Annotated in this window: 13 protein-coding genes; 6 read left to right on the top strand and 7 right to left on the bottom strand. The window is 64.6% G+C overall.

Translation table 11 applies throughout. The features are described 5' to 3' along the window. Window positions 1-21: 21 nt before the first annotated feature. The 4 genes from dcuC to DOM45_RS15290 form a co-directional block, all read right to left on the bottom strand. Window positions 22-1,413 carry a C4-dicarboxylate transporter DcuC gene (gene dcuC, locus DOM45_RS15275; RefSeq protein WP_110601865.1) on the bottom strand — a complete coding sequence of 464 codons (1,392 nt, stop codon included), beginning with the start codon at window positions 1,411-1,413 and terminating at the stop codon, window positions 22-24. A 258-nt stretch (window positions 1,414-1,671) separates the two neighbouring features. Beyond that, window positions 1,672-2,100, bottom strand: a complete 429-nt coding sequence (locus tag DOM45_RS15280) for an organic hydroperoxide resistance protein (protein WP_110601867.1) — start codon at window positions 2,098-2,100, stop codon at window positions 1,672-1,674. Between the two features lie 91 nt (window positions 2,101-2,191). Further along, window positions 2,192-2,641: a MarR family winged helix-turn-helix transcriptional regulator gene (locus tag DOM45_RS15285; RefSeq protein WP_110601869.1), complete on the bottom strand. Its 450-nt coding sequence runs from the start codon at window positions 2,639-2,641 to the stop codon at window positions 2,192-2,194. 42 nt (window positions 2,642-2,683) lie between these two features. Further along, the gene (locus tag DOM45_RS15290; RefSeq protein ID WP_110602114.1) at window positions 2,684-3,640 is read right to left on the bottom strand and encodes a LysR family transcriptional regulator; all 957 of its coding nucleotides are present in this window, start codon (window positions 3,638-3,640) and stop codon (window positions 2,684-2,686) included. Between the two features lie 185 nt (window positions 3,641-3,825). Here DOM45_RS15290 and DOM45_RS15295 point away from each other — a divergent pair, with 185 nt between their 5' ends. After that, window positions 3,826-4,899 carry an SDR family oxidoreductase gene (locus tag DOM45_RS15295; RefSeq protein WP_110601870.1) on the top strand — a complete coding sequence of 358 codons (1,074 nt, stop codon included), beginning with the start codon at window positions 3,826-3,828 and terminating at the stop codon, window positions 4,897-4,899. A 145-nt stretch (window positions 4,900-5,044) separates the two neighbouring features. On the opposite strand, the gene DOM45_RS15300 is transcribed toward DOM45_RS15295, so the two are convergent. From DOM45_RS15300 to DOM45_RS15310, 3 genes are all read right to left on the bottom strand, one after another. After that, a complete protein-coding gene (locus tag DOM45_RS15300) occupies window positions 5,045-5,884 on the bottom strand; it encodes an inositol monophosphatase family protein (RefSeq protein ID WP_110601871.1) in 840 nt (279 codons plus the stop codon). Between the two features lie 97 nt (window positions 5,885-5,981). Further along, a complete protein-coding gene (locus DOM45_RS15305; RefSeq protein ID WP_110601873.1) occupies window positions 5,982-7,229 on the bottom strand; it encodes a CynX/NimT family MFS transporter in 1,248 nt (415 codons plus the stop codon). 190 nt (window positions 7,230-7,419) lie between these two features. Further along, window positions 7,420-8,343 (bottom strand): helix-turn-helix domain-containing protein, encoded by a 924-nt coding sequence (locus DOM45_RS15310; protein ID WP_110601874.1) that lies wholly within the window; start codon window positions 8,341-8,343, stop codon window positions 7,420-7,422. A gap of 614 nt (window positions 8,344-8,957) precedes the next feature. On the opposite strand from DOM45_RS15310, the gene DOM45_RS15315 reads away from it, so the two are divergent. Genes DOM45_RS15315 through DOM45_RS15335 form a run of 5 tightly spaced genes read left to right on the top strand, consistent with a single transcriptional unit; the run spans window position 8,958 to window position 14,030 of the window. Continuing rightward, complete coding sequence (locus DOM45_RS15315; protein ID WP_110601875.1) at window positions 8,958-10,004, top strand: NAD(P)-dependent alcohol dehydrogenase; 1,047 nt, start codon at window positions 8,958-8,960, stop codon at window positions 10,002-10,004. Between the two features lie 54 nt (window positions 10,005-10,058). Then, a complete protein-coding gene (locus tag DOM45_RS15320; protein WP_110601877.1) occupies window positions 10,059-11,492 on the top strand; it encodes an ABC transporter substrate-binding protein in 1,434 nt (477 codons plus the stop codon). A gap of 3 nt (window positions 11,493-11,495) precedes the next feature. Then, entirely contained in the window at window positions 11,496-12,392 is an 897-nt protein-coding gene (locus tag DOM45_RS15325) for a carbohydrate ABC transporter permease (protein ID WP_240612419.1), read from the top strand. Continuing rightward, a complete protein-coding gene (locus tag DOM45_RS15330; RefSeq protein WP_110601878.1) occupies window positions 12,389-13,219 on the top strand; it encodes a carbohydrate ABC transporter permease in 831 nt (276 codons plus the stop codon). Before DOM45_RS15325 ends, DOM45_RS15330 begins: the two co-directional genes overlap by 4 nt. Before the next feature lie 46 nt (window positions 13,220-13,265). After that, the gene (locus tag DOM45_RS15335; RefSeq protein ID WP_110601879.1) at window positions 13,266-14,030 is read left to right on the top strand and encodes an SDR family oxidoreductase; all 765 of its coding nucleotides are present in this window, start codon (window positions 13,266-13,268) and stop codon (window positions 14,028-14,030) included. Window positions 14,031-14,155: the final 125 nt, after the last annotated feature.

Here is a 14,155-nt window from a genome sequence, read left to right on the forward strand (position 1 = left end):
CGGTGCCTGGGCGATCGGGGATCAATTGACGCCGACGAACAGCGCGGTATAGACGAACAGCACCACCAGGCCGCCAATCAGCGGAATCGCGGTGCGCTTGACGATATCGATGGGCGAGCAGCCGGCGGCCTCGCTGACGGCGATGATCACCCCCGAGACCGGCGACAATGAGCGCGCGATCCCGGCGGTGAACTGCAGCGGCAGCAGCAGGGCCACCGGGCCGGCGGCCGTGGCGGCAGCGACGTTGGGGGCCAGGCCGGCGAAGGAGAAGAACGCCGCGTTGCCGGAGCCGGTGAGAATCGCGGTCACCGCCACCAGCAGACAGGTGACCAGGGTCATGCCCAACAGGCCGAAACCCGCACCCTGGGCGGCGCCGATCATGAAGTCGATGGCGCCGATGGCGGTGAGCCCGGCGGCGAAGAACTCGGCGCAGATGATCAGCGAGATGATCGACGAGAACATCTGGCCCATGCCCTGGAAGAAGGTCATGAAGCCCTTGAACACCGCCTGCAGCTCGCGACGCTTGCGTACCATCTCGCAGAACAGACCCAGCACCGCGCCGATGATCATCGCCGTCACCACGCCGATCTCGATCTGATGGATCAGCAGCTTGCTGAAGACCAGGATCAGCGTCAGCGGCAGGATTGGCAGCAGCGCGTAGAAGCCGGGCACGCGCTGGGCCTCCGTCTCGCCATCGGCGATGGCATGGGCGGTCGGATCGGGGTCGACCACGTGGCCGCTGCGACGATCGAAATACTTGGCGCTGAAATAGGTCAGCACGCAGATCACCGGCACGATGAACAGCGACGCCGGAATCTGGTACTGGGCGAAGTAGATCGCCACATCCATGTTGGCGGTATGCGCCGCCAGGTTGGCGGTGCCGGAGGCCGGCCCCAGGTCGAGCACCGAGGTCATGCCGATCATCGCGGCGGCGGAGGCCTTGCTGACGCCGAGGCGCACCAGCGTCGGGTAGAGCGTGACCAGCAGCAGCATGGCCAGCCCCGCCGCGCTGGGGATGAAGATATTGAGCACCTGGCCCACCGCATAGCCGAGCGCCAGCACCAGGTAGGGCGCACGCATCCGGGCCAGCGGCCGGGTGCCGATATTGACCATCGCCTGAGTGGCGCCGATATGGTCCATGTACTTGGCGAAGCCGCCAGCGGCCATGATGATCAGCCCCAGCCCGGCCAGGCGGTAGGACATGATCTGGTGGATGAACTCGAAGATATCGAAGCCGGCCCAGCCGCTGGTCTGGGTCTCCTTGAACAGGATCGACTGGGCGGGGAAGAACAGCGCCGTGGCGACGAACAGGGCCAGGCCGGCCAGCAGCAGCACGGTCTGCGGTTGGTATTTCTTGATGACCAGCGTGCCGGCGAAAGCCGTTACCGCCATGGCGATGAGAAACGCGACCATGATCGAATCCCTTGGTGGTTGGAGTCGACACGGTAGTCAGCGGCGACGGCGCGAGACTATTGCGTTGTTGCTATGTCCGCATCGCGTTTTTGCATGACCCTGTAAGATTCTGATTTTACTAGTTTTTATGGATTGCTAAAAAGTGGCGGTAGGGGTCGTTACGACCAAAGCACGACGCCCCGCCCCCTTTGCCAAGGGGGCGGGGCGCCGGGATGGGCGCACCCGTGTGAGGCGAGCGTCGGCGCTGCCGACACCGGCTCAGACCTCGACGTTGAGCGTCACGTCGATATTGCCGCGGGTGGCGTTGGAGTAGGGGCAGACCTGATGGGCCTTCTCCACCAGCGCTTCGGCCTGCTCGCGCTCCATGCCCGGCAGCTTCACCGTCAGGGTGGCTTCGATGCCGAAGCCGTCACCCTTGGGGCCGATGCCGACTTCACCCTGAATCCGAGTGTCTTCGGGCAGCTTGGCCTTCTCTTTCGAGGCGACCAGCTTGAGCGCACCGATGAAGCAGGCGGAGTAGCCAGCGGCGAACAGCTGCTCGGGGTTGGTGCCGTCACCGCCGGCGCCGCCCAGCTCCTTGGGTGTCGACAGCTTGAGGTCGATGGCACCGTCGGCGGCGGTGGCACGGCCGTCGCGGCCGCCAGTGACGGTGGCTTCGGCACGGTAGAGGACTTTATCGAGTGACATGGAACTGCTCCTTCGGGTTAAAGATCGTCAGCAATTGAATCGTGCACGATCTATTGGGGTAAAAAGGGTCTGCGCCAATCGGGCAAACGCTTCACTGAGTGTCGAGTCGCCGACGCAGCCCGTGCAGGGCATCGCGCAGTTCGGCGGCCTCCTCCGGCGTGCACTGGCCCGCGCAGCCGGCGGCATGCGGGACGGCCTTGGCCCGCTCCCGCAGCGCACGACCCTTGGCGGTCAAGGCGATCTCCACCTGGCGTTCATCCTGACGCGAGCGCTGGCGCGTCACCAGGCCGGCCGCTGCCAGGCGCTTCAGCAGTGGCGTCAGCGTGGCTGAATCCAGGTACAGCTGTTCGCCGATCTCCGACACCGTCTGCCGATCCCGCTGCCATAGCACCAGCAGGGTCAGATACTGGGGATAGGTCAGGTCGAGCTCGCGCAGCAGGCCGCGGTAGAGCTTGTTCATCGCCAGTTGCGTCGAATAGATCGCGAAGCAGAGCTGCGATTCGAGCGCCAGGGCGTTGTCGGTGTCGTTGGGTGTCGTCATGCCGCCAAGATAGATCGCGCACGATTCAATCGCTAATTAGCTTTATCTATGGTCGCTCGAAAGGCCGCCTATGCCTTCATGCCACCGGTCCCATGCCGGCCGTGGCGCCAGCGATTCGCGTAGATAGTCGAGAAAGGCGCGCACCTTGCGCGTGCGCAGGCGGCGTTCGGTGGTCAGCACGTGGATATCGCGGCGGCCGGGCATCACCTCGCCGCGCCACGCCTCCAGCAGCGGCACCAGTTCCCCGCGTGCAAGCGCGTCGCCGATCAGCCAGGTGGGAAACAGCACCAGCCCCTGCCCCAGCAGCGCGGCGCGCAGCAGGCTTTCGGCATCGTTGCTGTAGAGATTGCCGCTGACCTCAAACGGGGTCGAGCCGCTCTGGTCCGGCGCCTGGAAATACCAGCGCTGGCGGCCCATCTCGCCTTGGTAGAGCAGGCAGTTGTGATCGCTCAGCGCCTCGGGGGTCCGGGGTTCACCGTGCGCTTCGAGATAGCTCGGTGCGGCGGCCACCACGTAGTTCATCGCTGCCAGGCGGCGCGCCACCAGCGAGGAGTCGGCCAGGTCGCCGACCCGAAAGGTGATGTCCTGACCTTCTCTGACCGGGTCGACGACCTGGTCGCTCAGCTGCAGTTCGGCGGTGATGCCTGAATGTTGGCGCTGGAAGGCATGCAGCAGCGGCACTATCTGGCGCTGACCGAAGGCGACGGGGGCGTTGATGCGCAGCACGCCGCTGGGCTCGGCGTCGGGGTAGGCCAGTGCCTCCGTGGCGAGATCTAGCCGCTCCAGAATCTCGCGGATCTCCTCGTAGTAGCGCCAGCCCGCGTCGGTGAGCGCGACGGCGCGGGTGTGCCGGTAGAGCAGCGGCTGGCCGAGCGCCTCTTCCAGCCCGCGAATCTGACGCGAGACCGAGGAGACCGCGCGGTGAAAATGCCGGGCGGCGGCGGTGAAGCTGCCGGTCGCGGCGACGCGCTCGAAGACGCGCAGCGCATTGAGATCCAGCGCGTCGAGAGCCAGCGCCTGCCGCGTTGTCGGTCTGTCCGTCATCGAGTTGCGCCTCATGCAATAAAGATTTTCGATGCTTTCGATTGTAGCAACGAACAGGCGCTATCAGACTGCGTTCATCGATCCGGCGCACCCCGGATCTTCCTGACTCGATTCCCTGACTCGAAAGGAGGTCATCGACCATGCGTACAGGAACTGCACTCGTCGTCGGCGCGACCGGCATCACCGGCGGCAATCTGGCGTCTTATCTGGTCGCCAGCGGCTGGACCGTCTACGGCCTGTCACGTCGTGCCACCGAGCAGAGCGGCGTGATTCCCGTCGCCGCCGACCTGCTGGACAAGCCCGCCACCGAACAGGCGCTGGCCGGCCTGCCGATCACCCACGTCTTCTACTGCACCTGGATTCGTCGCGACAACGAGCGCGCCAATGTCGAGGCCAACAGTCAGATGATGCGCAACCTGTTCGCCGCGCTCGAAGCGGCGCCGCTCGCGCATGCCTCTCTGGTCACTGGCACCAAGCAGTATCTGGGCTCGTTCGAGGCCTACGGCAGCGGGCGCATCGAGACGCCGTTCCGCGAATCCGAGCCGCGCGTCCCCGGCGATAACTTCTACTACGCGCTGGAAGACGTGCTGTTCGAGGCCGCCGAGCGCCAGGGTTTTGCCTGGAACGTGCATCGCCCGCACACCGTGATCGGTTATGCCCGCGGCAACGCCATGAACATGGGCACGACGCTGGCGGTCTACGCTTCGATCTGCCGCGAGACCGGGCGGCCGTTCGTCTTCCCCGGCTCCCAGACCCAGTGGAACGCGCTGACCGACATGACCGATGCGCTGGTGCTGGCACGCCAGATGGCGTGGGCGGCGGCGACCCCGGGCGCGGCCAATCAGGCCTTCAATACCGTCAATGGCGACGTCTTCCGCTGGCGCCGGATGTGGCGCGAGATCGGTGAGTATTTTGGTCTAGACAGTCAGGGGCCCGAAGCCTCGGACGATCCGGAGACGATGCAGCCGCTGGAGAAGCAGATGGCCGGTGCCGAATCGATCTGGCGCGAGATCGCCGCGAAGCACGATCTGGTCGAGCCGGACGTCGCCAAGCTCGCCTCCTGGTGGCACACCGATGCCGACTTGGGCCGCGACCAGGAGTGCGTCAACGACACCACCAAGTCGCGGGACTTCGGCTTCGACCACTTCCGCGAGACGCGCGGCGCCTTCTTCGACCTGTTCGATCGTCTGCGCGCCGAGAAGATCATTCCCTGATCCGGCCTAGGTGATCATTTTTTGATCGGCCGCGGGTCTTTATCGACAGCTAGACGTTGTCGACGATGGGTCCGTTTCGATCAAAGCAAGAAGACCGGCGCCTTCTCGGCGCCGGTCTTCGTCGTTGAAAACGCTTGGAGCGTGTTCAGACCAGAAAGCTGAACTTCTCGCGCAACTGCTCCCAATGCGCCCGCGAGCTGGCCGCCAGCACCGTGCCCTGATGAATCGTCGGCTGGTAGGGCGTGCCATCGAGCAGCGCCGAATAGCCACCGGCTTCGGCGTGGATCATCAGTCCCGCGGCGTGATCCCACGGCATCAGCTTGCCGGTGAGCATGAAGTCGACGAAGCCGAACGCCATGGTGCGGTACTCGTGGCAGGCGCAGCCGAACGCCATCATGCGCTGGAAGTCGGGGAAGGTCGCCGCCAGCTGGTACTGCTGCGGCTTGGGGAACAGTCGGATCGAGGTCGAGCCGACCATCTCGTCGAACTTGTCGGTATCCGACACCTGCAGCCGGCGCTGGGTGCCGTCGGGGCGGCCGAACCAGGCTCCCTCGCCGTGGCGCGCGACGATCCAGTCGTCCGCCATGGGGTCGTAGAGCAGCCCGAAGATCGTCTCGCCGAAGCTGGTGGCGGCCAGGATCACGCCGAACTGGTTGAGCCCGCGGGCGAAGTTCCAGGTGCCGTCGACCGGGTCGATGATCAGCGCCAGTTCGGCGCCGGCGATATCGTCGAGATTGGCGCTGCCGTCGGCCACCGCCTCCTCACCGATCACCGTCGCCTCCGGCAGCAGCTCGCGAATCGCCGCCGTCATCATCCGCTCCGCCCCTTGGTCGGCATCGGTGACCAGATCGTCCGGCGCGCTCTTCGCGCGGATCGCCTCTTCGGAGAGGTTGCGAAAACGCGGCAGGATCTCGGTCTTGGCGGCGTCGCGCACGATCTCGATCAACTGCTGTTGCTGCTCGAGGCTGATGGCTCTGGCGGGCATGCGAATCTCCTGGGTCGTTGGGTCTCGTTCCTAGGGTAACCGATTCCAGCGGCCCGGTTCGTCGGCGTGTGCCGATTTGCGCCGTCAGTCCACGTCGTCAATCCACACCCTGGGTCGAGGCCACCTGGCGATCGCGGCCGGCACCCAGCGCCATGACCAGGGCGCCCAGCGCAATCGCGCTCACCAGAATGCCCACCACGTTCCAGCCACCGCTCCAGTCGTGCAGCACGCCGACCAGCAACGGCCCCATTGCCGCCAGGGTATAGCCGATGCCCTGGGCCATCGCCGAGAGGCTGGCCGCGGTGATGGCGTCCGGCGCGCGCAGCGCCAACAGGGTCAACGCCATGCTGAAGGTGCCGCCCTGGCCCAACCCCAGGATCACGATCCACAGCCATACGCTACCGATCGGCGCATAGAGACAGCCCAGCAGGCCGACCAGGGTGAGCGCCATCACCCCGACCAGTACCGCCCGCTGATCGCGCATGCGGCTGCCGATCCACGGCGCCAGGATCGCCGTGATCACCTGCAGCAGGATCGACACCGATAGCGCCAACCCTGCGGTGACCGCCGTCAGCCCTCGATCCTGCAGGATCGTCGGCAGCCAGCCGAACACGATGTACGCCAGCGACGACTGCAGCCCCATGAACAGCGATACCTGCCACGCCAGCGGATCGTGACGCAGGCGCGCGCCCCGACGGACGGGTACGCGAACGGGTTTGGTGCCCTTGAGCTGCGGCAGCCAGAACAGGGCAGCGATCACCGCCGGCAGCAGCCAGAACGCCAGCGCGCCCTGCCAGGAGCCGTGAGACACCCCTTGAGAAGCACCCTGCCAGATGCCGCCGAGCTGCTGACGCAGCGGCTCGGTGGTGCCCGCGGCAGCGGAGGCGCCGAGATTGAGCGCCACGGTGTAGAGGCCGGTCATGATGCTGACGCGGCGGGGGAAGTCCCGCTTGACGATGCCCGGCAGCAACACCCCGATGATGCCGATGCAGCTCCCGGCCACCGCCGTACCCAGGAACAGCCCCGCCGTGCCGACCGTTGTAACGACATAGGGCCGCGCCAGCAGCGCCACCGCCAATACCAGAAGCGCGGCGAACACGCTGCGTTCCGGGCCGATGCGACGCACCAGTTTGGGCGCCAGTGGCGCCGCCAGACCCAGAAACAGCACCGGCAGGGTGGTCAGGATGCCCTGCCAGCTGGGAGAGAGCGCGAGCGCCTCGGCAATGCTGCCGAGCACCGGCGAGACGCTGGTCAGGGCCGGGCGGAGATTGATCGCTACCAGCAGCAGTGCGACGAGAGTCAGCACGCTCCGGCGGGGCATCGCGGAAGTCGACAAGAGAACCATCCTTGGAAATCGAAAGATATTGCTGCACGGCGGCAAGCCAGGGGAGCAAGGGTAGCCGATCGCGTTCAATATCGGGTGGTTCTACGCCAATAGTCGAGGGTGGTAGTGGTTTTGACTTCTGGAGCGGGGAGCTCAAAGACGCCTCGGCAAGGAGGGCTTTTCCGCTCCGTGTACCGAGCTGCCCCATTTTTCATGGTAGGGGATAGATCGTGACATGCCGCTCCAGGTCGGCCGTCTGATGCTGGTATTGGCGTGGCGTCATGCCCTTCTGCTCGCGGAAGTGGCGATTGAAATTGGAGAGATTGTTGTAGCCGACCTGGAAGCAGATATCGGCAACGGAGTGTTCACCCTCCAGCAGTAGTCGGCAGGCGTGGCCGATACGAATACGTCTGAGGAAAGCCACGAAGGTGTCGCCGGTGGCGTGCTTGAAGAAGCGTGAAAACGTGGAGGGAGTCATGCCGTACCGCTCGGCCAGTCTCGACATGCGCAACTCTTCGTGGGAATGGTCGTGGATATAGCGCAGTACCGCATCGACCTGCGCTGAGGAGACACCGCTGGCACCGGGGCCATAGCCACGCCCGGAGAGCGTTCGATAATCGCTCTGCGACAGGCTACGCAGAATCGCCAGCATGCTGAGCAGCCTGCCGGCATTGTCCTGCTCGCCCATGGTGACCAGCAACTCGCTGCAGCGCGCCGCTTCCTCCCCTTCGAACTCCACACCCAGAGCCGAGTCCTCGATCAGCGTCGACAGGCAGTTGAGCTCCGGGCAGAGCTCCATCATGTGCTCCAGCCATTCGCCCTTGAACTGGAGCACGACATCGCGCCCCTCGATGACCGGCCTTGCCTCGTCGGGGTCGCTGAACCAGGCGTGAGGAATGTTCGGCCCTACCAGTACCAGGTTGCCGGGTCCGAAGCGGCCAATGTAATCGCCCACGAACGCATGCCCCTCCGAGTAACGGATGAGATGCAGCTCGTACTCTGGATGATAATTCCAGCGGGCAATGGGCGCGGGAAAATCATGGCAGTGCCAGTAGAAGCTGAATTTCGGGTCCTGGGTGACGCTTTCGAAGACAGGCGCACCAAGACGAGTATCGTTGAGCTGCGCAGCGATCATGAGTTATCGGAGCCTCTTTATATCAGGCCTGGATGAGGTCTAGGTGCTGTCTGAAAAGTCGACGAGCGAAGGCCAGACCGGGGCGCGCAGCTAGGGCAAAAACCGGCGAAAACGGACCGGGCTGGCGCTCCAGTTTACGGGGCGTCAGTGAGCATGTGACTCGCTCCGCTCGCCCTTCGGGCCGTCCTTCGGACGTTCTGAACGTTGTCCAGTGAGCCGATTTTTAACGCCGCATGGGCGAGCGCAGTATTTTTCAGACAGTGTCTAGGCTCTACCGAAAAGCGACTGCACCGGTCCTCCTTTCCAGAGCCACTATATATCCTGGAATAGAGCGAAACAGTGGGCTTTTATACCTTGGTATCAGGGTAGACTTTGGTCCTGCCAAGCCTATTGGATAAGCAGAATATTTTTTCTTATCTCCATGAATATCTATACAAAACAACGGGTTGCAAATTGACCCGGTAAAGTCTGCAAAAAAGTATCACTGCCTCGAAAATTACAGCCTAGCCGCTTTTCCGGCGCGGGGCGTAGGTTCATTGCCACGCCGATAGCGAGGGTGTGGTCGCGCATCGACCGACTCTCGACCCATGCCAATATCTCCCGGGAAACGCGCCATGAAAGCCAGAGCCCTGGTGCTGGAAAAGCAACGCGAGCTGTCGCTACGCGAGATAGATCTGCCGGACCGACTCGGGCCCGACGATGTTCGCGTCCGCATACATACCGTCGGGATATGCGGCAGCGACGTGCACTACTACACCCATGGCCGGATTGGCCCTTTCGTGGTTCGAGAGCCGATGGTGCTCGGTCATGAGGCATCCGGCGTGGTCACCGAGGTCGGCGGCAACGTCAACCACCTGCGGGTAGGCACGCGGGTGTGCATGGAGCCCGGCATTCCCGATCCCACCTCGCGCGCATCCAAGCTGGGCGTCTACAACGTCGACCCCAGCGTACGCTTCTGGGCCACCCCGCCGGTGCACGGCTGCCTGACCCCGGAGGTCATTCATCCGGCAGCCTTCACCTTCGCGCTGCCCGATTCGGTCTCCTTCGCCGAGGGGGCGATGATCGAGCCGTTCGCCATCGGCATGCAGGCAGTGATCAAGGCGCGCATGCAGCCGGGGGACGTCTGCGTCGTCACCGGCGCCGGGCCGATCGGCCTGATGGTCGCCCTGGCGGCGATGGCGGGGGGCGCCAGCGAGGTACTGGTCTCCGATCTGGTCGAGGAGAAGCTGGCGATCGCCGGGCGCTATGCCGGCATTACCCCCGTCAACGTCTCGCGGGAGTCGCTGCGCGAAGCCGTCGACCGGCGCTGCGGCGAGGAGTGGGGCGCCGACGTGGTGTTCGAAGCCAGCGGCAGCCCCCGGGTCTACGACGACGTGCTGGCCTGTGCCCGACCCGCCGGCACGATCGTGCTGGTCGGCATGCCGGTGGAGCCGGTCACCTTCGATATCGTCTCGGCCCAGGCCAAGGAGCTGCGCATCGAGACGGTGTTCCGCTACGCCAACGTCTATGACCGGGCGATCGACTTGATCGCCTCGGGCAAGGTCGACCTCGAGCCGCTGATCAGCGAGACCTTCGATTTCGACCAGAGCATCGCCGCGTTCGAACGCGCCGCGAGCGCACGACCTGATGACGTCAAGTTGCAGATCACGCTTGACGCCTGACCTCGCCAGCCCAGGAAGCACACTGGACCTGAACCCACCAAGAGGTGAACAACAATGACCCAGTTCAAGCGTCGCGACATACTGAAAGGAATGGGGGGACTCGCCGGCCTGTCGTTGATGGGGGCGGGGTCGCTGCGTATGGCCCTGGCCCAGGGGATGGCCAGCGACGAAGCCTGGAAACAGGCCAGCGGCACCACCATCCAGTTCATCTCCGAGAACACTCCGCCGACGACTGCGATCGCCGCCAACCTGGACGCGTTCAAGGAGCTCACCGGGATCACCGTCAACATCACCGAGATGCAGCTGGGCGCCCTGGTCCAGAAGGTCGCGCTGGACTTCGGCGCCGGCCGCAGCGCCTTCGACGTGATCTATGCCGACCCCTACCAGGTGCTGGCGCCCTACCATCGCGGCCTGGTGGATCTCAATACGTTCATCAAGGACGGCCAGCAGCCGGTCGTCCCCAAGGGCATCGAGGACTTCATTCCCTCGCAGCTCACCGCCGCCGGCCGGTTCGAGAACGACGAGTCCCTGTACGCCCTGCCCTACGATTGCCCGACGATGATCTGGATCTACCGCCGCGATCTGTTCGAGAAGTACCGCGACCAGATGCAGCAGGATCTCGGCTTCGACCCGATGCCCACGGACGACACCACCTGGGAACAGTACTATCAGATCGCCGCGTGGTTCAGTGACGGCAACGCCAGCGAGGTCAAGTACGGCACCGGCCACCAGGCTCAGCAGTACGATTCGCTGATGTGCGACTTCTCCAACGTGCTGTTCGCCTACGGCGGTAGCTACTTCGCCAACGGCGAGCAGGTCGGCCTTTACGGCACCGACTCCCCCGGCGCCTGCCAGTTGACCAGCGACGCCTCGCTGGAAGCGGCGCGCTTCTACCAGAAACTGCTCAAGGTCGCCCACCCCGGCAGCACCAGCTGGGACTGGACCGGCGTCGCCAACGCCTTCCAGAACGGCGAGTTCGCGATGATGCCGGAGTGGCACGAATTCGCCGGCTCGTTGGAAGGTTCGGACCTGAAGGGCAAGATCGGCTATGCCCCGCTGCCCAAGGGTCCGGCGCGCAGCGCCAACCTGTGGGGCGGCACGGGCATCGGCATCAATGCCAACGCCTCGCCCCAGAAGCAGAAGGCGGCCTGGCTGTTCCTGGTCTGGGCGACCTCGCCGCAGACCCAGTTGATGGGGCTGAAGAGCGAGGTCGGCGGCGGCACCCCGACCCGCCAGTCGGTCTACGACATGCCGGAGGTCAAGGCGGCCAGCAAACCGCCCACCGACATGCCAAACATGCTCACCGCGGATACCATGCTCACCGCATGGCAAGACGATCACATCGGTCTGCGACCCAAGATCCCCCAGTGGAACGAGGTCGACACGGTGATCTTCACCGAACTCTCCAAGATGCTGGCGGGGCAGATGTCCCCCGAGGAAACCATGCAGAGCGCCAAACAGCGCATCGATCGCATCGTGGGGGCGTGAGGCATGGCGCTGCTGACCGGAAAGCCCTCGGCGCGACGACAGGGATTCGAGCTGGCGATGATGTCGCCAGCCCTTTTTCTGCTCGCCCTGATCACGCTGGTTCCGTTCTTCTCGATCATCTGGATGAGCTTCAACGACGTCAGCCTGATGGGCGGGCTGACCTTCGAGTTCTCGGGCCTCGCTAACTGGCAGCGGGTGTTCACCGACCCGGACATCCGCTCCAGCTGGCTGATCAGCCTGTTCTACTTCCTGGCCACGGTGGGCCTGGAGATGATCCTCGGCACGGTGATGGCGCTGCTGGTCTACAGCCTGAGGCGAGGCAGCAACCTCATCATCTCGCTGCTGTTGATCCCGATGTTCATCGCCCCGGTGATCGTCGGGCTGCTCGGGCGCTTCATGCTCGACCCCAGCCACGGCCTGTACGCCTGGCTGCTCAATGAAACCGGCCTGTTCGACGGCAACATTCTCGGCAGTGTCGGCTCGGCGATGGTCGCGGTCATCCTCATGGACGTCTGGGAGTGGACCCCGCTGGTCGCGCTGATCGTGCTCGCCGGGCTCGCCTCGGTTCCCGAAGATATCCTGGAAGCGGCCGAGATGGACGGCGCCAACTATGGCCAGAAATTGCTCTACATCATCCTGCCATCGATCTCCAACATTCTGCTGGTGGCCCTGCTGATCCGCGCCATGGACGCGATCCGCTTCTTCGCGATCATCTTCATCACCACCAACGGCGGTCCGGCGGACTCCACCAAGATCATCCCCATCAGGCTCTACGACATCGCCTTTCGATTCTTCGACCTGGGCTATGCCGCCGCCGTGGGTATCACCATGCTGGCGTTCTCGATCCTGGTCGCCAATGCGTTCATGAAGCTACTCAAGCGTCAGGAGAAGCGCTCATGACCGCTCCCAAGCGCTGGTTCTTCCTCACCGTCAAGCTCGTCCTGCTGACGCTGTTGCTGCTGTGGACGCTGGTGCCGATCGGGTGGATGGTGCTCTCCTCGTTCAAGCCGAACAGTGTCATCACGGCCAATACGCCACGGGTCTTCTTCACACCCACGCTGGAGCACTACGTCTCGCTGTTCAGCGGCGGTAACAGCCTCTGGCCCTATCTGACGAACAGCCTGCTGATCGCCGGCACCTCGACGTTGATCGCCGTGGTCCTGGGCTGCATGGCCGGCTTCGGGCTGTCGCGGATCCGGATCAAGGGCAAGCAGCACCTGGCATTCTGGATCATCAGTACCCGCATGGCGCCGATCGCGGCGGTGATCGTGCCGCTGTACCTGCTGTTCCGCTATCTCTACCTGCTCGATACCCACGTCGGCCTGATCGTCGCCTATCTGAGCTTCAACCTGCCCTTCGCCATCTGGCTGATGACCGCCTTCTTCGACGACCTGCCGCCCGATCTGGAAGAGGCGGCGATGATCGATGGTGCCACCAAGTTCCAGGCGTTCCGCTACGTGGTGCTGCCGCTGATGACCCCCGGGCTGGTGACCACCGCCATCCTTTGCTTCATCTTTGCCTGGAACGATTACGCCTTCGCCCAGACCTTCTCCGGGCCCAGCACCCAGACCATCCCCATCGCCGCGGCACAGCTGCTGACCCAGACCGGTATCGACTGGGGCAAGCTGCTGGCGATCGGCACCATCGTGGTCTGCCCGATGGCGATCGCCGGGCTGCTGGTCAAGCGCTGGCTGGTCCAGGGGCTGACCATGGGCGCCGTGAAATGACGCCCTGGCAGGCGAGTCCACACTTCAGCAGAGGGAGGAGACCAGCATGAACGTGATGTCGCAGTTCGATCTGAGCGGCAAGGTCGCCGTGGTCACCGGCGGCAACGGCGGGCTCGGCGAGGCGTTCGCCCACGCCCTGGCCGAGGCCGGCGCGAAGGTCGCCATTGCCGCCCGCGGACACGCGCGCAGCCTGGAAGTGGTCAAGGCCCTGACCGATGCCGGGCACCGCGCCATGGCCGTGGAGGTCGACGTTACCCAACCCGAGGCGGCGGACGCCCTGCTCGACGAGGTCGAAGCCGGCCTCGGCCCGGTCGATATCTTCCTCAACAACGCCGGCGCCTGCCAGCATGCGCCAGCACTGGAGGTCACCCCCGCACGCTGGCGCGATATCTTCGACATCAACGTCCATGGGTTGTGGTACTGCGCCCAGGCCGCCGGCCGGCGGATGCAGTCGCGTGGCGGCGTGATCATCAACATCGGCTCGATCTCGGCGATGATCGTCAATCGTCCGCAGATGCAGCCCGCCTACAACGCCTCCAAGGCTGCCGTGCACCAATTGACCAAGTCGCTGGCCGCCGAGTGGGCGCCGTACGGCATCCGCGTCAACGCGCTGGCACCCGGCTACGTCAAGACCGCGATGGCGCCGGTCGACGATCCCCGCTTCAAGCCGCGCTGGATCGACGACGCGCCCATGCAGCGTGCGGCCACACCCGCCGAGCTCGGCCCCACCATCGTCTACATGGCCAGCAACGCTTCGAGTTTCATGACCGGCTCCATCGTCGTGGTGGATGGCGGCTACACCCTCTGGTAGCGGCGATTCGCATGACCGCCTGCGGGCAGGGGCCGCGCTTCCAGAGTGAGGCGCTCTTCCGGCACATGCGTATCGCGGACGACATGGCTCCAGTCCGCGCGAGCCCACCGCGCCTCGTAAGAGGC

Origin of the sequence: Salinicola lusitanus (assembly GCF_003206045.1) — a bacterium.
In the GTDB taxonomy this organism is placed as follows: Bacteria; Pseudomonadota; Gammaproteobacteria; order Pseudomonadales; family Halomonadaceae; genus Salinicola; species Salinicola lusitanus.

What these genes read in the sequence shown, in the direction of transcription:
- dcuC (WP_110601865.1), bottom strand. Translation starts at nt 1,413, where the DNA reads ATGGTCGCGTTTCTCATCGCCATGGCGGTAACGGCTTTCGCCGGCACG.
- DOM45_RS15280 (WP_110601867.1), bottom strand. Translation starts at nt 2,100, where the DNA reads ATGTCACTCGATAAAGTCCTCTACCGTGCCGAAGCCACCGTCACTGGC.
- DOM45_RS15285 (WP_110601869.1), bottom strand. Translation starts at nt 2,641, where the DNA reads ATGACGACACCCAACGACACCGACAACGCCCTGGCGCTCGAATCGCAG.
- DOM45_RS15295 (WP_110601870.1), top strand. Translation starts at nt 3,826, where the DNA reads ATGCGTACAGGAACTGCACTCGTCGTCGGCGCGACCGGCATCACCGGC.
- DOM45_RS15300 (WP_110601871.1), bottom strand. Translation starts at nt 5,884, where the DNA reads ATGCCCGCCAGAGCCATCAGCCTCGAGCAGCAACAGCAGTTGATCGAG.
- DOM45_RS15305 (WP_110601873.1), bottom strand. Translation starts at nt 7,229, where the DNA reads ATGGTTCTCTTGTCGACTTCCGCGATGCCCCGCCGGAGCGTGCTGACT.
- DOM45_RS15310 (WP_110601874.1), bottom strand. Translation starts at nt 8,343, where the DNA reads ATGATCGCTGCGCAGCTCAACGATACTCGTCTTGGTGCGCCTGTCTTC.
- DOM45_RS15315 (WP_110601875.1), top strand. Translation starts at nt 8,958, where the DNA reads ATGAAAGCCAGAGCCCTGGTGCTGGAAAAGCAACGCGAGCTGTCGCTA.
- DOM45_RS15320 (WP_110601877.1), top strand. Translation starts at nt 10,059, where the DNA reads ATGACCCAGTTCAAGCGTCGCGACATACTGAAAGGAATGGGGGGACTC.
- DOM45_RS15325 (WP_240612419.1), top strand. Translation starts at nt 11,496, where the DNA reads ATGGCGCTGCTGACCGGAAAGCCCTCGGCGCGACGACAGGGATTCGAG.
- DOM45_RS15330 (WP_110601878.1), top strand. Translation starts at nt 12,389, where the DNA reads ATGACCGCTCCCAAGCGCTGGTTCTTCCTCACCGTCAAGCTCGTCCTG.
- DOM45_RS15335 (WP_110601879.1), top strand. Translation starts at nt 13,266, where the DNA reads ATGAACGTGATGTCGCAGTTCGATCTGAGCGGCAAGGTCGCCGTGGTC.